The following is a 19,030-nucleotide window of genomic DNA, read 5'->3' on the forward strand; positions in this document are numbered from 1 at the left end:
ACGTCAGCCGGGTGAGCCGATGAACGCCAGCACCCGCTCGGCGATTTTCTCGGGTTGTTCCAGCTGCAGGAAATGCCCGGCATGATCGATGATCGCCACGTCGCTGCCGGCGGGCAGCACCTTTTCGGTCCAGTGGGCGAAAGCCGGAGTCATGCAACCGTCGTCGCGGCCGTGCAGATACAGCGTCGGCAGGATCGGCGCCTCGGTCCACAGCTGGTTCAGCTCGGCATACCGCTGCGGCGGGCGGGTGTTGCGAAGCGTGGCGCGGTAGGTCCCCAGCGCCGCCCGCCAGCTTTCCGGCGTTCCGATCGCGGCGTCGACGTGGCGCAGGTCCTCCTCGGCACCGTGGTAACCCGGAGACCACCGCCGCCACAACCGCGGCAGCACCCACGACGCGGAACGCTCAGGCAGGAAAGGCAATTGGAAATAGAACATGTACCAGCTGCGCAGCAGCTGACGAGGAATCTGACGCGCCAGCCGTCCGCGCTCGCTCACCTGACCGCGGAACGCAGCCGAGACGGGCACCGACATGATCACGGCCTTGGTGAACGGGCTGTTGGGCATCGCGGCCAGGCCGGTGCCCGCCAGTGCGCCCCAGTCGTGTCCGATCAGCACGTCGCGATCGGTGCCCCCGGCGGCCTCGCGCACCCGCAGCGCGTCATCCATGATCGCGCCGACGTGATAGCTGCCGTCGTCCGGAATGGACGACGGCGCATATCCCCGCATGAACGGTGCGACGACACGCCAGCCGGCCCCGGCGAGCAGCGGGGCCAGCTTGCGCCAGCCGTAGGCCGTGTCGGGGAAGCCGTGCAGACACAAGGCGATCGGGGCACTTGCGGGGCCCCAGGTCAGCGCCTTGAGGTCGGCGGGAGGGCCCGGCACGTCGATCCACCGCGGCTCGGTCATCTCGGGTAGTCCGCCATGTTCACTCCTGTTCGGCGCGTCCGCACGGACCAACCTAACACCGGAGTGAAAGAAACCCTGAACCCTTACTGCATCAAGGGTTTTCACTCGCCGCCTGCGCCGCCGCCCGCTCGAGGTCGGCCAGGATGATTTTGCGCATGCCGTACATCGCCTGGGTCGCGGCCGTCGCGCAGGCCGGATCGGGATGGCTGACCAGCTCGTAGAGCCGCTGCGGGATCACCTGCCAACTCAGCCCGAAGCGGTCCTTGCACCAGCCGCACGGCGCTTCCTCGCCGCCGTCGGTCAGCCGGTCCCAGTAGTAGTCCACCTCGTCCTGGTCCTTGCAGTCGATCGTGAAGGACACCGCCTCGCTGAACGTGAAATGCGGACCGCCGTTGATGCCGATGAACCGGTTGCCGTCCAACACGAACGTGCCCGACAACACCGAGCCGGGCTCGCCGGGGCCCGCGTCGGTGGCCCGGTTGAGGTCCTCGATCCGCGAGTTGGGGAACACCGAGGCGTAGAACGTCACCGCCTCTTCCATGTTGTGGTCGAACCACAGCGAGGGCGTGATCGATGGCACGAGCGTCTCCTATCTGTCGGGTTTCACCGATAGACCCCGGCGACCGCGAGAACTCATCGAGCGACTATGTAACGTCAGATCGATGAGCACCGTGAGCAGCAGCCCCCAGACGGTCAAATTCGCTGGTGTCGGCGGTATCGGCCTGGTCGCCGACGAATGGAACCGTGACGCCGCGATCGCGGGCCGACCGTCGATCCTGATGTTGCACGGCGGCGGCCAAAACCGATTCTCCTGGAAGAACACCGGCCAGGTCCTGGCCGACGAGGGCTTCCACGTCGTGGCGCTGGACAGCCGCGGGCACGGCGACAGCGACCGGGCGCCGGGCGCGGACTACGCGATCGAGACGCTGATGGGCGACGTTTTGCATGTCCTCGACGCGATCGGCCGGCCCGTCGTGCTGATCGGGGCCAGCATGGGCGGGTTGACCGGCATCCTGGTCGCCGACAAAGCGGGCCCGGAGAAGGTGACCGGCTTGGTGCTGGTCGACGTGGTGCCACGGTACGAGAAGACCGGCAGCGCCCGCATCCGGGATTTCATGCTGACCAACCTGCACGGCTTCGCTTCGCTGGAAGAAGCCGCCGACGCCGTCTCCGCCTATTTGCCGTATCGGGAAAAGCCGCGCAGCCCCGACGGACTGAAGAAGAACCTCCGGCTGCGCGACGGACGCTGGTACTGGCACTGGGATCCGGCGTTCATGACCGCCCCCGGCGATGACCCGGAGTTGCGCACCGACAACTTCGAGCGTGCCGCGGCGGATCTGACGATCCCGGTCCTGTTGATCCGCGGCAAACTCTCCGACGTCGTCAGCCCCGAAGGCGTCAAGCACTTCCTGGCGACGGTCCCGCGTGCGGAGTTCGTCGAGCTGTCCGACGCCGGACACACCGCCGCCGGCGACGACAACGACGCCTTCAGCGACGTCGTTGTCCAATTCGTCAAGCGGCTGACCGGTTAGCCGCCCACTCCCGGCTTCTCCGCGTGCCCGCCGAATTGCTTGCGCATCGCCGAGAGCGCCTTGTTGGCGAAGTCGTCGAGGCTGCGCGAAGCGAAGCGGGACTGCAACGCGGTCGTGAGCACCGGTGCCGGCACGCCTTCGTCGATCGCCGCGATCGCAGTCCAGCGGCCCTCCCCCGAGTCGGAGACCCGGCCGGAGAATTCGGACAGGGTGGGCGATTCGTGCAGCGCGATCGCGGTCAGGTCCAGCAGCCAGGAGCCGACGACACTGCCCCGGCGCCACACCTCCGCGACATCGGCGATGTCGAAGTTGTATTGGTAGCACTCGGGATTCGACAGCGGCGCGGTTTCGGCATCGCCCTTTTCGACGCGGGTGCCGATGTCGGCATTGCGCAGAATGTTGAGCCCCTCGGCGAGGGAGGCCATCATTCCGTACTCGATGCCGTTGTGCACCATCTTGACGAAGTGACCCGCCCCGGACGGGCCGCAGTGCAGGTAGCCCTTCTCGGGTTGGGCGACCTCGCCGTCGCGGCCGGGGGTGCGCGGAGCGGCGTCGACCCCGGGCGCGATGACCTTGAACAGCGGCTCCGCGTGCTCGAAGGCGTAGTCGTCGCCACCGATCATCAGGCAGTAACCACGCTCCCGGCCCCAGACCCCACCGCTGGTGCCGCAGTCTATGAGGTGAATCCCCTTCTCGGACAGCAGCTTTGAGTGCTTGAGGTCGTCGCGGTAGTAGGAGTTGCCGCCGTCGATCACGATATCGCCGGACTCGAGGGTGTTCGCCAGCTCCTCGATCACCGAGGTGGTGATGTCACCCGCGGGCACCATCACCCAGACGATCCGCGGCGCGGTCATCTTCTCGGCCAGCTCCGCAACCGAGAACGCCCCGGTCATTCCCTTCTCACTGGCCAGGGTCTTGACGACTTCCTTGTCGTGGTCGTACACCACGCCCTCGTGTCCGCCGTCGACGACTCGACGGATGATGTTGGCACCCATTCGGCCCAGGCCGATCATTCCCAGCTGCACTTCCGGTCTCCTTACTGTCCCGACTTCGTTTTCGGAGGGAACCACGGGTCTTGCCAATGGCGGTGACCGCGGACGAGCGACTGCGCGGCCTCGGGCCCCCAAGACCCGGGCTCGTAGGGGTGAATCTCGCTCGGCTTGTCCAGCAGCGGCTGGACGATGCGCCACGTCTGCTCGATGCTGTCTTCCCGCGCGAAAAGCTGGCGATCGCCGGTCAGCGCGGCGTGCAGCAGCAGCTCATACGGGCCCTCCGCTTCGCCCAGGTCCGTGGCGAACAGCGAGTCCAGGTGGACGTCGTGCCATTCGTCATCGACTTGGGCGGACAACTGAATTCGCATGCCCGGCTCGGGGTCGATGCGCAGCACGATCTGGTTGGGCTCGGCCGTCTTGCGGTGCGGCAGGAAGGCCAGCTGAGGAACGCGGCGCAGAAACAGCCGCACCTCGGTGACCTTCTCAGGCAGTTCCTTACCGGCCCGCAAGAAGATGGGCACTCCAGACCAGCGCCAGTTGTCGATCTCGGTGCGCAGCGCGATGAACGTTTCGGTCTGCGAATCCTTCGCCACCCCGTCGACGTCGGTGTAGCCGTGGTACTGACCGCGCACACAATGCTCGGGGTCCAGCGCCGGCATCGCGCGGAACACCTCGGATTTCTTGTCGTTGAGGTCGTCGGCGCTGCCGCCGACCGGCGGTTCCATCGCGACCATGGCAAGCACCTGCAGCAGATGGTTCTGCACCACGTCGCGCAGGGTGCCGACCTTGTCGTAGAACCTGCCCCGGTCCTCGACGCCGAAGTTCTCGGCCATCGTGATGTGAATCTCCGACACACTCTGGCGGTCCCACACTGCGGCCAGCGCCTGGTTCGCGAAGCGCAGGCATTCGAGTTCCACCACGGGCTGCTTGCCCAGGAAGTGGTCCACCCGCAGGATCTGGTCTTCGTCCAGCACCGCGTGCAGCCGATCGTTGAGTTCGCAGGCGGACTTCAGGTCATGGCCGAACGGCTTTTCCACCGCGACGCGAGCCCGCTCCACCAGGCCCTCGCGCGCGAGGCCCTCGACGATCGGCGCGAACAGCGCGGGCGGCATCTCGAGGTAGTACAGCGGGCGGTAGTCCGAACCGATCAGCTCGGCGAGCCGGTGATAGAGATCGCGGTCGGTGACGTCGCCGTGGATGTAGTCCAACCGATTGGCCAGCCGATCGAACACCTCGTCGTCGATCTTCTCCCCGGCATCGTTGATGGCGGTACGCGCCCGCTCGATCAACTTCTTGACGCTGATTTCGTCGCTCGCCACGCCCAGGATCGGGCAGTCCAGCAGATTGCGGCGCTCGAGCCGATACAGCGCGCGAAACGTCATCTTGCGGGCCAGATCACCGGTAATTCCGAAGATCACCAGCAGGTTGGACGAATCACCACCGTCGTCGGCCAAGACCGAACCTCCCAAAAGTCACCGGACCGGTTCACTCGAGCTGCACTACCCGGGGGCGATCGCACTCAACCCTAGACACTGCTGATAGGGCCGACAACCGGAAGCCGTCGCGCGCTTTGCAAGGATGCGAGACGTGGGTGATGCACTGCATATCGCGGTCTACGTCCTGGCCGGCGTTGCCGTGATCGAAGCCTGCGCACTCGGCGTGATGGGCAGGTTGCTGGTTCGTAGCCGCGAGGAGGCCGAGGAGTTAAGGCAACGTGCCGACACCCGCAATTGGCTGATTTCCGGCGGCCGGGAGGCCCTCAAGACGGCGTGGAACACCGCCAACGTGATGCGCAAGGAGGGCTTCGGCGCGGCGGTGCGCAGCAGCATCGAAGACCTCGCCGACTGGGCCGAGGTCGAGCGGCCCGATCTCGCGCGGGTCACGCCGGACGGCCGGGTGGTGATCCTGTTCTCCGACATCGAGGAGTCCACCGCGCTGAACGAGCGGATCGGCGACCGCGCCTGGGTCCGGCTGATCAGCTCGCACGACAAGCTGGTGTCCGGGCTGGTGAAGCGCCGGTCCGGCCACGTGGTCAAGAGCCAGGGCGACGGCTTCATGATCGCCTTCGCCCGCGCCGAGCAGGCGGTGCGGTGCGGCATCGATCTTCAGTCCGAACTGCGCCGGGACGCAAAACGCAAGCGGCACGAGGAGATTCGGGTCCGGATCGGCATTCACATGGGCCGCTCGGTGCGTCGCGGCGACGATCTGTTCGGGCGCAATGTCGCGATGGCGGCGCGGGTAGCGGCCCAGGCCGTCGGTGGGCAGATCCTGGTGAGCGAGCCGGTGCGCGACGCGCTGCGCGACTGTGACGACATCCGGTTCGACGAAGGCCGCGACGTGGAGCTGAAGGGCTTCTCGGGCAGTTATCGCTTGTTCTCGGTGTCGGCGGGTGTCGCCGGCGTTCTCGAGACTTAACCCATGGCGACCCGCCGCGGCGTGTCGTCGCAACCGGTTAAGTGTCGCGGGATCGACGACAGCGCGTCATGGCGCATCGGACTCGGCGAGCCGCTGGTGCAGCCGGGCGCGGATCTCGTCGGCGGTGTAGGCGCGGCGTTTGCGTTGATCACGCACGACCAGCGCACCCCCGGCCACGACACCGGCGACGCCGGCCAGGCCGATCCACTTCCAAATGCTGCGCATACTTGACACGCTATTACCGCCATGGACACCCTTCGCGACAAGGTCGCCGTCATCACCGGGGCGGCCAGCGGCATCGGCCGCGCCATCGCCCGCACCTTGGCGGACCGGGGCGCCCGCATCGTGGCGGTCGACCTCGACGACGACGGTATCCAGGTTCTCGCCCACGAGGCGGGTGCGGCGGTGCTGCCGCATCGCGCAGACGTCTCGGATCCCCAAGCGTTCGAAGGCATTCGGGACGTGGCACTACAGCGATTCGGCCGAGCCGACATCGTGGTCAACAACGTCGGCGTCCTGACAAACGGCCTGCCACAAGACATTCCCGTCGCGGAGTGGCAACGCATTCTCGACATCAACCTGATGTCGGTGGTCCGCAGCAACGCTGCATTCCTGCCGCTGCTGCTCGATCAGGGCAGCGGGCATCTGGTCAACACCGCGTCCTTTGCCGGGCTCTTCACCTACTCCTACGATCGGATGCCGTATGCGGCGAGTAAAGCCGCTATCGTGCAAATGAGCGAGGCCTTGGCGATTTACCTGCGACCCAAGAACATTGGCGTCACCTTGCTATGCCCCGGGCCGGTGCTGACGAATATCGCGGCCGACGTACCGACGTTCGGCGACGGCGCGCCCCTGCGGATTCCCGGCGAGCAATTCGAGTTGCTGGACCCGGCGACCGTCGGGGAACTGGTCGCCGATGCGATCCTGCACAACCGATTCTTCGTGCCCACTCATCCTCAAGTGGTCGACGAGTTGCGCCGTCGCCTCGAGGACTGGGATGGCTATATCGACTACCAGATCTCCCGAAAACCCTTAGGAAAGGCGGATACCGATGACTGATGTGCGCGCTCAGGGACTGGAAGTGTTCAGGGACATGCTGCCCGGCCTGATCCCGGACGGCGCCACCAGCCTGCGCGACGACGGCGTAGCCGGTGAACTCCTCGAGTTGGGCCTCGATCATGTCTTCGGATCGCTTTGGACGCGGCCCGGATTGGACCGCCGCTCACGCAGCCTGGTCACCCTGGGTGCGCTGATCGCGCTGCGGGCTTCGGACGAACTGAAGGCGCATTTCCCCATCGCGCTGCGCAACGGGCTGACCATCGAGGAGATTTCCGAGGTGATCTACCACATGACCGGCTACGCGGGTTTTCCGGCGGCCGCCAGTGCACGCGCCGTCGCGCGCGAAGTGCTGGCGAACTCCTAAGCCATGCTCAGCCTGCAGGAAGCGCTGAACGAGACCCGGACCGGCGACCTGTGGTTGTTCCGCGGCGGCTCGGGACCCGACCGTGCCATCCAGACCTTGACCAACAGTCCGGTGAACCATGTCGGCATGACCGTGGCCATCGACGACCTGCCACCGCTGATCTGGCATGCCGAACTCGGCGACAAGCTCATCGACCTATGGACCGGCACCAACCATCGCGGTGTGCAGCTCAACGATATGCACCAGGCCGTGCTGCAGTGGAGCGAGCGCTACCACCAGCGCTGCTGGCTGCGTCAGCTGACGCCGCATCCCACCCGCGAACAAGAGGACCAGCTGCTGCGGGTGATCGCGCGGATGGATGGCACCGCGTTTCCCACTACCGCCCGGTTGACCGCCCGATGGTTTCGTGGCCGGATCCCGACGGTCTACGACTGGACGAAGGGAATTCCCTTCGTAGATAAGAAGATTCGAGAGTCGACGCAACGACGCAAACAGCGGCAGCGGGTCGGACTGGAAACGGCGTACTGCGCGGAGACGGTGGCAATCACGTACGAGGAGATGGGATTGCTCAGCACCGAGAAGTACTCGAACTACTTTGACCCGGGGTCATTTTGGAGTGGCGACACGCTGCCGCTGGCGCCGGGATATCGGCTGGGCAACGAAATCGAGGTCGCTGTCGGCTAGTCGACCGACATCTCCCCCATCTCCGACCAGCCGGTCGCGTCGATCGTCTGACTGATGATCTTGGGCGTCGACTTCAGTGCCTGCGGAAATTCCTGCATGGCGCGCTTGAAGTGGTCGCTGTTGACGTGGACCCCGCCGGCGTCACCGTCGCGAAACGCCTCCACCAAGACGTACTCCGCCGGGTTCTCCAGGCTGCGCGACCACTCGAACCACAAGTTGCCCGCTTCGGCGCGAGTCGCCGCGGTAAACGGGGCAACCAGGTCCGGCCAGCGGTCGGCCCAGTCGGGCTTGGTTTCGAACTTGACGACGATGAAGATCATTGCGGTCCCCGCTCGCAGCTCCCGATGCGCTTGGCTGCCCATCCTCCGATGGGCAGCGCCAGGATATACGGGCCGCGGGGTGTGGGGTGTGACCGATGTGGCATTTCGGGTCGGTTTTGCTCCAACAGCAAAGTCCGCCTAGATGTCGTGATTGACGTCTAGGCGGACTTTGCTTTTGTCCAGCGCTAACCGAATTCACGCCGACACTCAGGAAGTTGTGACGTGGCCCACAACGATGTGGTTTTATCGACTACTTCACTGATGCCAAGCACGCAACGCGATCAGTGTGATCCACCCCGCAGTTCTTTCGCGGAATTAGATGACACGCGCGCCACCCGATTATTTATCAATTCGGAATTCCGGGATCGCCGGGCGGCGGCAATTCCGGCGCCGGCGGGGCCGGCATTTCGGGCGCCGGGGGTGCGGGCATTTCGGGCGCCGGCGGCATTTCCGGCGCCGGTGGCGCCGGCATTTCGGGCGCGACGGCTCCCACCAAAACGGGCGGCGGGGGCGGTGCGTCTGGAGGCGGAGGCGGTAGGCCCGGCAGCCCCGTTGGAGCGCCGTCCCCGTCCGCAGGCATCGGCAAGAACATGTGGTGGGTGAATCCGGGCTGGTAAGCGCCGGCGCCACCGATGTGCACGCCGCCGCGTTCCCCGCTGGACACCGGGGTGCCGTCGGGCAGGGTCACTGCCGTGTGGCCACCGTTCCAGCCGACAACCAACGCGTTGGGGGCCGTTCCATACTGAAAGCCCCGCGCCAATAGCGCGGCTTCTTCATTCCCGGTATTAAAGCGGTTTCCATAAACCGGCCTGTCGGTTGCAGCATTTACAACCCACGAGACGAGTCCCGAGCAATCGGTACCCGCGGGAGAATCTCCACCCGCAATATAGGGCGTCCCGGATACCTGATTGATCAGCGATATCAACGATGCAAGAACAATCATGCGGAGGGACACTAGCAACAAGGTAGTTAGCAATCCAAAATTTGTGGCGCGCGTCACGTGTCAATTAATTAATGGCCTGGACCGCACCTACAGCAAATAAGTCACGACATTGCATATTCCCCGAAACGAAAGGGCTGAATCCGTTTTGGCCTGGCGTTATCCCGCCGAAGCGGGTCTGAGGCGAAACACCGGGATCCGCCGGCCGATCGCGGCCGCCTTGACGCGATAGTCGCGGTAGTTGACGCAGACATGCTCGGCCAGCGCGTACAGGCGCTCGTAGTCGTCGGGATCGGTGACCTCCACGGCTACGAAATCCTCGTCGCCGAACCGGCACTGCGGATGCGCCTTCAGGTTGTGGTACCACTGCGGATTCTTGGGCTGGCCCAGATAAGAGGCGACCAGGATCGCGTCGGGCCCATCGTGGACGTAGGCGAGCTGATGCTCTCGCGGCAGGCCCGACTTTGCGCCCGTGCTGATCAACGGGGCCGACGACAGCCCGCCGAGGATGGACGGGTAGCGCCCGCCCGTGGCGCGGTGCAGCCAGGGGTCGATGTGCCAGAAGAGATGTCGCGCCATGAAGCCAGCCGCACGCGAGCGCCCGAAGCGTTCCAGGGCCCGATACCAGCGTCCGTACTCCTCGGTCGGGTCGACGTAGTGCAGCGGCATGCTACGACCCTACTTACCGGCGCGGGAGGGTTCGCCTCGCCTGCCGCATGACCCCTGGCACCGTGTTCGCCAGATCCGACCTACTTTTGCCGAAGACACTCACAGCGCGTGAAAAAGACCAAATTTGGTGGGGTGTAGGTACTTTCGGTATCCACGCCAGCTCCCAATGAATACCATTGATCGGGTCGTCGAAGAACACCGCGTAATAGCCGGGCCAATACTGCGGGTACTCCTTCGGTTCGTCGGTGACTGGGACGTCGTGCCCGATCAAGAAATCGTTATGGAAGCGATCGACCTCCCTTCGGTTGCGAGCCCACAGCGCGATGTGGTTGATACCGACCGCCTGATCGCCGTGCGTGAGCTTGTCTCCAGAACGAGCCGGCTGAATGCCGATGTAGCTGTGCGGGTTGGCGTTACGCGTCATGTAGTAGATCGACTGATACTCCATGTTCAGCGACGAAAAGCTGCTGTAGCCGAGCCAGCCGAACAACGCGTCGTAGAACGCGATGGACTCGTCATAGTCCAGAACCGCGAACTCGACGTGACTGACACCACGCCACCGCATCAGACCGGCGTCCAGATCCCGTTGTTGAAGAATCCCCATGCACCCCTAGTCGGGTTCCACATCAGGTGAGCCTGCGGGGCCCATGACGGCGGAGGTGGCTGCGGCGGCGCCCACGGCGGGGGCGGCCCCCAGGGCCCCCAACCCGCCGGAGCCGGACCTTGCCAGTCGTGGCACTGATTCCAGTCCCAGTGGTAGTCGGTGCCCCACGCCGGATCCCATTGCTGACCAGGGCACCAGTGGTTGGTGGGCGCGGGCGCCGGGGTCGCCCGGGCGACACCTCCGGCCAGAACCAACGCGGACAGCGCCAGTCCGCTACCAACGAACAGCCGAGCCCACTCGTGCTTTACCGTCGCCATCCCTTAAGAATGGTCGGCGGGGCCGACTACGTCTACTTCCGATTCTCGAGGCGACGAGCGTCGGGGTCGCCGACGGAGTCGACCGATTCGACCATCGGGTACAAGCCCGTGATCTGCAGATCCCCGCCGTCGCCCCAGCACGAAAGTTTCGATGTTGTAAGCTATTTGGACGTCGGCCGGGTGCCTCGAAACTCTACGTCTGCCGTCTCGGTGTGAAATCTTCATAACCTGAATTTGGCGCGCGCCTGGTCGGTGACAGGGGTGAACAGGTTTACCAAGTTGCCGTCCGGGTCGCGAAACAGCAGCGCGCGATTACCCCATGGCATGGTCGTCGGTGTGGTGACCACGTCGCCGACGCTGCCGCGGAGACGTTCGTATTCGGCGTCCACATCGCCGACGAGGAACTCGATGATCGCGCTTCGGTTGGCTGCCGGCTCCGCGGATCCTTCTCCGAACAACGGGACGGTCTTGTCGCTGCCAATGGCAAGCACGCCAACCGGCGTTGGGATCTCCGCGAACAGTTCGTTGCTCCAGACGGCGGCGACTTCGGTGACCGTTTCATAGAAGGCGACCAAACGGCCGACATCTGCGGTGATGAGGCGAGTCGATACAAATTTCACAGGGTCTCCATTCGCGGCCGTATCGCGCTGTGCCCACAGCGCCTTCGTCCGCGAATACTAGACAGTCCCACCGACAACTCGATCTAGACGTTGAACCGGAACTCGACCACGTCGCCGTCGGCCATCACGTAGTCCTTACCTTCCATCCGGACCTTGCCGGCCGCCTTGGCCGCCACCATCGACCCGGCGTCGATCAAGTCGTCGTAGGACACGATTTCGGCCTTGATGAAACCCTTCTCGAAATCGGTGTGGATCACCCCGGCGGCCTTGGGCGCAGTGTCACCCTGTCGAATCACCCACGCGCGCGCCTCTTTTGGGCCCGCCGTCAGATAGGTCTGCAACTTCAGAGTATGAAAACCCGCCCGCGCCAACGCATCTAGGCCACGTTCGGTCTGCCCGATGGACTCGAGCAACTCGGCGGCCGACTCGTCGTCGAGTTCGGTTAGTTCGGATTCGATTTTCGCGTCGAGGAACACCGCGTCGGCGGGCGCGACCATCGCGCGCAGTTCGGCCTTGCGGGCCTCGTCGGTGAGCACGGACTCGTCGGAGTTGAACACATACAGAAACGGCTTGGTGGTCATCAGGTTCAGCTCGCGCAGCGGTGATGGGTCGACACCGGCCGCGAATAGTGTCTTGCCCGAGTTCAGTATCGCCTCGGCGGCGACGGCCGCCTCGTGCACGGGCTTGCGCTCCTTGTTGTTGCGGGCTTCCTTTTCCAGCCGCGGGACGGCCTTCTCCAGTGTCTGCAGGTCGGCGAGGATCAGCTCGGTCTCGATCACCTCGATGTCGGAGCCCGGGTCGACCTTGCCGTCGACGTGCACGACGTCGTCGTCGGCGAACACCCGCACCACCTGGCAGATCGCGTCGCACTCGCGGATGTTGGCCAGGAATTTGTTGCCGAGCCCGGCTCCCTCGGAGGCGCCCTTCACGATTCCGGCGATGTCGACGAATGTCACAGGCGCCGGCGCGATCTTCTCGGAATCGAACATCTCGGCCAGCTTGTCCAGGCGCGGATCGGGCAGCGCGACGACGCCCTCGTTCGGTTCGATCGTCGCGAACGGATAGTTGGCCGCGACCACGTTGTTCCGGGTCAGCGCATTAAACAGGGTCGATTTGCCCACGTTCGGCAGGCCCACGATTCCCAAGCTCAGGCTCACGGGGAACCAAGTCTAGGGCTCCGCGCCGGGACCCAGGGCGTCGCGGACCGTCTCCGCGGTGAACCGGTGGCACGCCCGGCATCCCTAACAAGGTATTTACGGGGGTTTTGGCCCATTGCCGGTACGGTCTACATGTGTCAACGCAGCGGGGAACCTCGGCAGTAGGAGCTGCCCATCGCTCGATTCACCCCGGCATTCCGGGTGTGCCGTCGTGGATAGCCCTGCTTCTCGCCGTGACCGCGACCGCAATCGGGTACGGCATCGACTCCGGACTCGGCCATAAGGAGCTGACCGGCATCTTCGCCGGCCTTTATATAGCGGGCTGCGTGGCGGCGGTGCTGGCCGTCCGTCAGGAAGGGCTGTTCACCGCCGTCATCCAGCCGCCGCTGATCCTTTTCTGCGCGGTACCGGGCGCCTATTGGCTGTTCCACGGCGGCAAGATCGCCAGCCTCAAAGACCTGCTGATCAACTGCGGCTATCCGCTCATCGAGCGTTTCCCGCTGATGCTGGGCGCCGCCGGCGGTGTGCTGATGATCGGCCTGGTCAGGTGGTATTTCGGGGCACCGCACCGACCGGAGCCGGCCACCGAGGACACCGCGACCGCCAGCCCCGGCGTTGCGGAGAAGTCGCCGTTCCTGCGCGCCGTCAGCGCGAAACTGAACGCGCTGCTCGGCGTCGCATCGTCCGACGACCACGACGCCGACGAACAAGAGTCCACCGATTCACAGCGCAGCCCCTCGAGGGCCTCGGCCAGAAGCAGCCGAACGTCGCGCGGCAGCCGGCCCGCGACGAGTTCCGGCCGAAGCCGGTCCCGGCACGCCCGCCCGTCGCCGGAGGAGCAGTACGACCCCGCTGCGGAGCGGCCACGCCGGCGGCGCCAATCCCCGCCGCGCGACTACGACCCCGCCGACCCGCCGCGCCGGTCGCGCCGCCCGAGGCCGCAGACCGACCCGGACCGGCGGAGCCAGCCGCAACGGGAAGGGCGTCGAGACCCGCGCAGCCGCCCCGATCCCTACGAGCGCTCGGCGCCGCGCGCCGGCCGCTTCGACGACTACGACAGGTACGAGCGGCCCGGGGCGGCGCGGCAATTCGACCGGTACCAGCCCTACGAGCCGTACGAGTCCTATCAGCCGTCCGCGGAGCCTCGGCGACGTCGGGCCAACGGGTCGAAAGGCAATGACTCGACGCACCATCCGATCTCGCAGGTCCGCTATCGGGGATCGGGCCCGTCAGACGAGCAGCGCCGCGGCCGGCCACGGGCGAACGGCCGGCCCCCGGAGAGGCCCCCGGCCGACTCCTGGGAGTACGACGCCTAGGGCTTGCGCGAGCAATTTGCCGACGCCGAAGTTCGCCAATTGCATTGTGCGCTTAGAAATTTCTTGCCTGTAGTAGTTCAGCGTGCCAGCTTGCGCCGCAAAGGCCACCCCGAAGAGGCGTCAAGCAGCCCTTGGGATTCACGTTAAACGCAAACAAATTTCATAGAAAACAACGTGGTGGTCACTGCAGAGTCCTGGCGTTAATTCCGCAGTTACGCACCATTCACACGGTCCCATTAGACGCGCGTCAGATATTGAATAGAATCTCGTCGCAAATCGTTACCGTCGAGCGAATACGAGTGGCGCCATGGACTTTGGGTTGCTGCCCCCGGAAATCAACTCCGGCCTGATATACGCCGGCCCCGGACCGGGCCCCATGCTGGCCAACGCGGCGACCTGGGAAGCACTGGCCATCGAACTGGAATCCGCCGCCAGCAACTACTCGGCCCAAATCGCGGGTCTCACCGGACAGGCGTGGCTGGGCCCCTCCTCGATGAACATGGCCGCCGCCGCCGGAGGCTACGTGGAATGGCTGCAGGCCAGCGCCACGCAAGCCGAAGAGACTGCCGCCCAGGCCGCCGCCGCGGCCACCGCCTACGAAGCGGCCTACACCATGACCGTGCCCCCCGAACTGATCGCCGCCAACCGCGCCGAGTTCATGGTGCTGACCGCGACCAACTTCTTCGGCCAAAACACCGCAGCGATCGCGGCCACCGAAGCCGAATACATGGAGATGTGGATTCAAGACGCCACCGCCATGTACGCCTACGCCACCGACTCGGAGGCCGCGGCCACCCTGACCACCTTCGACGAGCCCCCACCCACCACCAACGACACCGGTGAACTCGCCCAAGCCGACGCCGTCGCCCAAGCCACCGCCGAGACCACCGGCGCCCAAGCGGACTCCCTGACCCAACTCAACGCCAACCTCCTCGACGCCGACATCACCGTCGGCCCCGGCCAGTCCCTGCCCATCGGCGCCGGCGAAACCCTCACCATCGGCCCCGGCCAAACCCTCAGCGTCGACCTCGGCGGCTCCGTCGTCGTCGACAACGGCGGCAGCCTGATCGTCGACGGCGGCACCGTCACCGTCAACGGCAGCCTGATCGTCAACGGCGAGTTCACTGTCAACTCCGGCACCGTCACCGTTTACGGCACCCTCACCATCAACAGCGGTGGCACCGTCACCGTCAACGGCGGCACCGTTTATGCCTTCAACAGCGGTCTCATCACCATCAACAGCGGCGGCGTTCTCACCATCAGCCCCAGCGGTGGGGTCTATCTCGCCAACGGCGGCGGCCTCGTCATCAACGGCGGCACCGTCTCGGTGAATGGCGGCAGCCTCACCGCCAATGGCGGCATCATTGACGTCTTAAGCGGCGGCGACCTCACCATCAACTCCTCCGCCACCGCTTGGGTCTTCGACGGTGGCAGCGTCAACGTCTTGGACGGCGGCACCCTCACCGTCAACTCCTCCGCCACCGCCAACGTCCTCAATGGCGGCATCGTCACCGTCGACGGTGGCACCCTCACCGTCGACGGCAGCATGAACGTCGGCAGCGCGACCCTGACCGTCGACAGCGGCACCGTCACCATCGACGGCACCGTCACGGTCGACAACGCCACACTCACCCTCAACGGTGGCACCCTGACCGTCGACGGCAGCATGAGCGTCAACAACTCGACGCTGGCTGCCAACGGCGGCACCTTCACCATCGACGGCACCGTCAACGTGGTCAACGGCAGCGTCACCGTCGACGGTGGCACCCTCACCGTCGACGGCAACATGAACGTCGGCAGCGCGACCCTGACCGTCGACGCCGGCGGCACCGTCGAGGTCAATACCGGCGGTAGCCTCACCGTCGACAGCAGCGCCGTCACCGTCGACGGCACCCTCAGCGTCGACGGCGGCACCGTCACCTTCGACAGCAGCCTCGTCAGCGTCGACGGCACCCTCGACGTCAACGGCGGCACCGTCACCCTCGACAGCAGCATCGTCACCGTCGACGGCACCCTCAATGTCGACGGCGGCACCCTGACCGTCGATGGCGGCACCGTCACCGTTGGCGGCACCCTCGACGTCAGTAGCGGCTCCCTCCACATCGACAGCGGCACCGTCAGCGTCAGCGGCATCTTCGACGTGACCAACGGCGTCTCCGTCACCATCGACACCGCCGGCCGCCTCGATGTCAGCGGCACCCTGACCGTCGCTGACTTCAACACCACCCTCACCGTCAACGGCGACCTCCACATCGCCGACGGCGGCACCGTCTTCGTCAACCCCAGCTCCGAAATCGACATCCACGGCACCGTCATCATCGAACACGGCGGCGTCCTCAACATCGAAACCAATGGCGGGGTGCAAGTCTTCGACGGCGGCATCCTCACCGTCGACGGCCAGCTCGAAGTCTTGGACGACGGCATCCTGTACATCAAGGGCGGATCCCTCACCGTTCACCCGGGCGGCACTCTCGGTGTCCGCGGCGGTCTCAGCATCCTTGACGGCACGCTCACCGTCGACGGCGACATGACCATCTACAGCCAGGGCGGCACGGTCGACATCATCCACAGCGGCAGCACGCTGATTATCGACGCCAACCTCCACGTGGACGGCCAGATCAATGTCGCCAACGGCGGCGGCCTCACCGTCCACAGCGGCGGCACCGTCGACCTCGAAGCCGCCGGCGCCCTCGATCCCGGCGGCAACATCAACATCCAGGCGGGGTCCCTCACCGTCGACCCCGGCGGCGTCCTCAACGCCTACAACGGGATCGATGTCGGCAATGGCGGCACCGTCACCGTCCACGGCACCATGACCGTCTACAGCAATGGCGGCACGGTCGACATCGTCGACAGCGGCAGCACGCTGATTGTCGACGGCAACCTCGACGTCTACGGCCAGATCAACATCGGCACCGACGGCAGCGCCACCGTCACCGGCGGCGACCTCGACATCCTCGACGGCGGCTTCCTGACCATCGACGCGGACGGCAGCCTCACCATCGACAACACCGGTCAGGTCGACGTCGCCGGCGGCACCTTCGCCGTCAACACCGGGGGCACCCTCGACGTCAACACCAACGGCTTGCTCACCGTCGACACCGGCGGCACCCTCAACCTCGACGGCGGCATGTCGATCGACGCCGGCACAGTCTGGGTCGACGGCGGCACCGTCTCCGTCAACGGCGGCACGGTCGACGTCAATGCCGGCGGCACCCTCACCATCGATACCGGCGGCACCCTCACCGTCGACAATGGCGTCGCCAACGGCGCGGTGAACGTCAACAACGGTGGCTTGCTCACCGTCAGCGACGGCACCGTCACCGTCGATACCGGCGACAACACCCTCACCGTCAATGCCGGCGGCACCCTGAGCATCAGCACCGACGGCTCGGTCGACGTCAACGGCACCCTGTCCGTCCAAACCGGCGGCACCCTGAGCATCGACGGCACCGGCAGCAACCTCACCGTCGGGGCCGACGGTCAACTTTTCGACGGCGGCTCCCTGATCGTCAACCCCGACGGCACGCTCAACGTCGAGGGCAGCCTCACCGTCACCAACGCCGGACAGGTCGACGTCCACGGCGGCCTGTCCGTCAACGGCACCGTCGACGTCAATGCCGGCGGCACCGTGGCCATCGACCTCGGCGGTAACCTCACCGTCGACACCGGCGGCACTTTCGATGTCAGCGGCGGTAGCCTCACCATCGACAACGGCGGCACCCTGACCATCGACCTCGGCGGTAGCCTCACCGTCGACACCGGCGGCACCCTCGACGTCGGCGGCACCGTCGATGTCGGCGGCGCTCTCACCGTCGACACCGGCGGCACCCTGACCGTCGACGACGGCGGCACGCTCACCGTCACCGGCACCCTCGACGTCAATACCGGCACCCTCAGCGTCCACAGCGGCGGCACTCTGACCATCAACAGCGGCGCCCTCACCCTCGACAACGGATCCGTCGTCCAACTCGGCGGCACCCTCAACGTCAGTAACGGGGGCGTCCTGACGATCGACTCCGGGTCGGTGACCGTCGGCAGCCACGGCTCGGTCAGCCTGTTGGACGGCGGCACCCTGACCGTGCACTCCGGCGGCTCGATCACCCTGGACAGCGGCGGCATTATCGGGCTCGACGCCAGCAGCCTCACCGTCGACGGCGGCACCCTGACCGTGCACACCAATGCCGTCATCGCGGCCGGGCACGCCAGCGCGCTGACCCTGCACGGCGGCACCATCACGATCGAGTCAGGCGGCGGTCTGACCGTCAACAGCACCTCCACCCTCACCCTCGACAGCGGCACCCTGGCCATCCACGGCAGTATCGGCCTGGACGCCAGCACCCTGACCGTGCACGGCGGCACCGTCACCGTGCACACCGGCGCCGCAATCGCCGCCGATCACGCCAGCATCGTCACCGTCGACGGCGGCACCCTCACGGTGCACACCGGCGCCGCGATCGCCATCGACCCCGCCGGCAGCCTGACGGTCGACGGCGGCACTCTGACCAACAGCGGCACCCTCACCGCGTCCAGCCTCGGCGTCAACCTCGGAGGCACCGTCGACGTCACGGGTGGCGGTACGCTCACCGTCGCCCCCGGCGGCACGGCGACCATCGACACCGGCAGCACCCTGACCGTCGACGCCGGCAGCACCGTCGAGTTCGGCGCCAACACCACCGTCACCGTCGACACCGGTGGCAGCCTGACCGTGAACACCGGCGGCGCCTTAACGATCGACGCCGACGGCCTCGTCACCCTCAACACCGGCGGCGCCGGCGGCACCCTGACCGTCGATACCGGCGGCACCCTCATCGTCGAAGCCGAGGCCTCGGTCCTGATCGAGGACCCCGGCTCGTTGATCATCGGCCCTGGCGACACCGTCATCGTCTACCCGGGCGGCGCCGCCAACGCCAACGGCATCTTCGGTCCCGCCACCGTGACCCTGAGCTCCCCGATCGGCGGCACCCCGGGTCCAGGGACGACACCCGCACTGTCGGCAACGGGCGGCCTGGTGGGCTCACCGGGCCTGGCCGGAAACGCCGGAATCCAACCGCAATTCGACTTTGACGCCCTCAACAACGCCCTGTTCTCCCCCGCAGACGCACTGCTGTCCAGCGTCGACTAACCGCGCCGCA

19 protein-coding genes are annotated in these 19,030 nt (G+C 66.0%); 7 read left to right on the top strand and 12 right to left on the bottom strand.

The features are described from left to right. Positions 1 to 3: 3 nt before the first annotated feature. Together BN973_RS23780 and BN973_RS23785 are read right to left on the bottom strand one after the other, a co-directional pair. The gene (locus tag BN973_RS23780) at positions 4 to 906 is read right to left on the bottom strand and encodes an alpha/beta fold hydrolase (RefSeq protein ID WP_036471161.1); all 903 of its coding nucleotides are present in this window, start codon (positions 904 to 906) and stop codon (positions 4 to 6) included. A gap of 91 nt (positions 907 to 997) precedes the next feature. Continuing rightward, positions 998 to 1,486, bottom strand: a complete 489-nt coding sequence (locus tag BN973_RS23785) for a VOC family protein (protein WP_036471162.1) — start codon at positions 1,484 to 1,486, stop codon at positions 998 to 1,000. An 82-nt stretch (positions 1,487 to 1,568) separates the two neighbouring features. Between BN973_RS23785 and BN973_RS23790 the strand changes: the two genes are divergently transcribed. Beyond that, positions 1,569 to 2,438: an alpha/beta fold hydrolase gene (locus tag BN973_RS23790; protein WP_036471163.1), complete on the top strand. Its 870-nt coding sequence runs from the start codon at positions 1,569 to 1,571 to the stop codon at positions 2,436 to 2,438. On the opposite strand, the gene gnd is transcribed toward BN973_RS23790, so the two are convergent. Both gnd and BN973_RS23800 read right to left on the bottom strand, forming a co-directional pair. Further along, positions 2,435 to 3,463 carry a phosphogluconate dehydrogenase (NAD(+)-dependent, decarboxylating) gene (gene gnd, locus BN973_RS23795; protein WP_036471164.1) on the bottom strand — a complete coding sequence of 343 codons (1,029 nt, stop codon included), beginning with the start codon at positions 3,461 to 3,463 and terminating at the stop codon, positions 2,435 to 2,437. The two genes, BN973_RS23790 and gnd, sit on opposite strands and share 4 nt — an antisense overlap. Before the next feature lie 11 nt (positions 3,464 to 3,474). Beyond that, positions 3,475 to 4,884, bottom strand: coding sequence for a glucose-6-phosphate dehydrogenase (locus BN973_RS23800; protein ID WP_036471165.1), 1,410 nt, complete (start codon positions 4,882 to 4,884; stop codon positions 3,475 to 3,477). A gap of 124 nt (positions 4,885 to 5,008) precedes the next feature. Between BN973_RS23800 and BN973_RS23805 the strand changes: the two genes are divergently transcribed. After that, positions 5,009 to 5,845 (top strand): adenylate/guanylate cyclase domain-containing protein, encoded by an 837-nt coding sequence (locus BN973_RS23805; RefSeq protein ID WP_036471166.1) that lies wholly within the window; start codon positions 5,009 to 5,011, stop codon positions 5,843 to 5,845. Positions 5,846 to 5,911: 66 nt separating this feature from the next. On the opposite strand, the gene BN973_RS31455 is transcribed toward BN973_RS23805, so the two are convergent. Beyond that, complete coding sequence (locus tag BN973_RS31455) at positions 5,912 to 6,070, bottom strand: hypothetical protein (RefSeq protein WP_169718238.1); 159 nt, start codon at positions 6,068 to 6,070, stop codon at positions 5,912 to 5,914. Between the two features lie 21 nt (positions 6,071 to 6,091). On the opposite strand from BN973_RS31455, the gene BN973_RS23810 reads away from it, so the two are divergent. Genes BN973_RS23810 through BN973_RS23820 form a run of 3 tightly spaced genes read left to right on the top strand, consistent with a single transcriptional unit; the run spans position 6,092 to position 7,952 of the window. Continuing rightward, complete coding sequence (locus BN973_RS23810; protein WP_036471167.1) at positions 6,092 to 6,904, top strand: SDR family oxidoreductase; 813 nt, start codon at positions 6,092 to 6,094, stop codon at positions 6,902 to 6,904. Then, positions 6,897 to 7,268 (top strand): carboxymuconolactone decarboxylase family protein, encoded by a 372-nt coding sequence (locus BN973_RS23815; protein ID WP_036471168.1) that lies wholly within the window; start codon positions 6,897 to 6,899, stop codon positions 7,266 to 7,268. Before BN973_RS23810 ends, BN973_RS23815 begins: the two co-directional genes overlap by 8 nt. 3 nt (positions 7,269 to 7,271) lie before the next feature. Continuing rightward, entirely contained in the window at positions 7,272 to 7,952 is a 681-nt protein-coding gene (locus tag BN973_RS23820; protein ID WP_036471169.1) for a hypothetical protein, read from the top strand. Here BN973_RS23820 and BN973_RS23825 read toward each other — a convergent pair. From BN973_RS23825 to ychF, 7 genes are all read right to left on the bottom strand, one after another. Then, on the bottom strand, positions 7,949 to 8,272 hold the full coding sequence (locus BN973_RS23825) for a putative quinol monooxygenase (RefSeq protein ID WP_036471170.1): 324 nt from the start codon (positions 8,270 to 8,272) through the stop codon (positions 7,949 to 7,951). The genes BN973_RS23820 and BN973_RS23825 overlap by 4 nt on opposite strands. Before the next feature lie 346 nt (positions 8,273 to 8,618). Continuing rightward, the gene (locus tag BN973_RS23830; RefSeq protein WP_407067595.1) at positions 8,619 to 9,272 is read right to left on the bottom strand and encodes a peptidoglycan endopeptidase; all 654 of its coding nucleotides are present in this window, start codon (positions 9,270 to 9,272) and stop codon (positions 8,619 to 8,621) included. A gap of 99 nt (positions 9,273 to 9,371) precedes the next feature. Further along, the gene (locus tag BN973_RS23835) at positions 9,372 to 9,881 is read right to left on the bottom strand and encodes a nitroreductase/quinone reductase family protein (RefSeq protein WP_036471172.1); all 510 of its coding nucleotides are present in this window, start codon (positions 9,879 to 9,881) and stop codon (positions 9,372 to 9,374) included. A 13-nt stretch (positions 9,882 to 9,894) separates the two neighbouring features. Beyond that, positions 9,895 to 10,446, bottom strand: a complete 552-nt coding sequence (locus BN973_RS23840; protein ID WP_036472979.1) for a VOC family protein — start codon at positions 10,444 to 10,446, stop codon at positions 9,895 to 9,897. Then, complete coding sequence (locus BN973_RS30750) at positions 10,446 to 10,802, bottom strand: hypothetical protein (protein ID WP_198048956.1); 357 nt, start codon at positions 10,800 to 10,802, stop codon at positions 10,446 to 10,448. Before BN973_RS30750 ends, BN973_RS23840 begins: the two co-directional genes overlap by 1 nt. A gap of 221 nt (positions 10,803 to 11,023) precedes the next feature. Then, positions 11,024 to 11,422 (bottom strand): VOC family protein, encoded by a 399-nt coding sequence (locus tag BN973_RS23845; RefSeq protein WP_036471173.1) that lies wholly within the window; start codon positions 11,420 to 11,422, stop codon positions 11,024 to 11,026. Positions 11,423 to 11,505: 83 nt separating this feature from the next. Then, positions 11,506 to 12,579, bottom strand: coding sequence for a redox-regulated ATPase YchF (gene ychF, locus BN973_RS23850; RefSeq protein ID WP_036471174.1), 1,074 nt, complete (start codon positions 12,577 to 12,579; stop codon positions 11,506 to 11,508). A 134-nt stretch (positions 12,580 to 12,713) separates the two neighbouring features. Between ychF and BN973_RS23855 the strand changes: the two genes are divergently transcribed. After that, positions 12,714 to 13,895, top strand: a complete 1,182-nt coding sequence (locus BN973_RS23855) for a DUF6542 domain-containing protein (protein ID WP_036471175.1) — start codon at positions 12,714 to 12,716, stop codon at positions 13,893 to 13,895. 307 nt (positions 13,896 to 14,202) lie between these two features. Beyond that, complete coding sequence (locus BN973_RS32215) at positions 14,203 to 19,020, top strand: PPE domain-containing protein (RefSeq protein ID WP_036471176.1); 4,818 nt, start codon at positions 14,203 to 14,205, stop codon at positions 19,018 to 19,020. The last annotated feature ends 10 nt before the right edge of the window (positions 19,021 to 19,030 follow it).

Source organism: Mycobacterium triplex (assembly GCF_000689255.1).
In the GTDB taxonomy this organism is placed as follows: domain Bacteria; phylum Actinomycetota; class Actinomycetes; order Mycobacteriales; family Mycobacteriaceae; genus Mycobacterium; species Mycobacterium triplex.

Coding starts and splice junctions, on each gene's coding strand:
- BN973_RS23780 (WP_036471161.1), bottom strand. CDS start 906: ATGACCGAGCCGCGGTGGATCGACGTGCCGGGCCCTCCCGCCGACCTC.
- BN973_RS23790 (WP_036471163.1), top strand. CDS start 1,569: ATGAGCACCGTGAGCAGCAGCCCCCAGACGGTCAAATTCGCTGGTGTC.
- BN973_RS23805 (WP_036471166.1), top strand. CDS start 5,009: ATGCGAGACGTGGGTGATGCACTGCATATCGCGGTCTACGTCCTGGCC.
- BN973_RS31455 (WP_169718238.1), bottom strand. CDS start 6,070: ATGCGCAGCATTTGGAAGTGGATCGGCCTGGCCGGCGTCGCCGGTGTC.
- BN973_RS23810 (WP_036471167.1), top strand. CDS start 6,092: ATGGACACCCTTCGCGACAAGGTCGCCGTCATCACCGGGGCGGCCAGC.
- BN973_RS23815 (WP_036471168.1), top strand. CDS start 6,897: ATGACTGATGTGCGCGCTCAGGGACTGGAAGTGTTCAGGGACATGCTG.
- BN973_RS23820 (WP_036471169.1), top strand. CDS start 7,272: ATGCTCAGCCTGCAGGAAGCGCTGAACGAGACCCGGACCGGCGACCTG.
- BN973_RS23825 (WP_036471170.1), bottom strand. CDS start 8,272: ATGATCTTCATCGTCGTCAAGTTCGAAACCAAGCCCGACTGGGCCGAC.
- BN973_RS23835 (WP_036471172.1), bottom strand. CDS start 9,881: ATGCCGCTGCACTACGTCGACCCGACCGAGGAGTACGGACGCTGGTAT.
- BN973_RS23840 (WP_036472979.1), bottom strand. CDS start 10,446: ATGCGGTGGCGTGGTGTCAGTCACGTCGAGTTCGCGGTTCTGGACTAT.
- BN973_RS30750 (WP_198048956.1), bottom strand. CDS start 10,802: ATGGCGACGGTAAAGCACGAGTGGGCTCGGCTGTTCGTTGGTAGCGGA.
- BN973_RS32215 (WP_036471176.1), top strand. CDS start 14,203: ATGGACTTTGGGTTGCTGCCCCCGGAAATCAACTCCGGCCTGATATAC.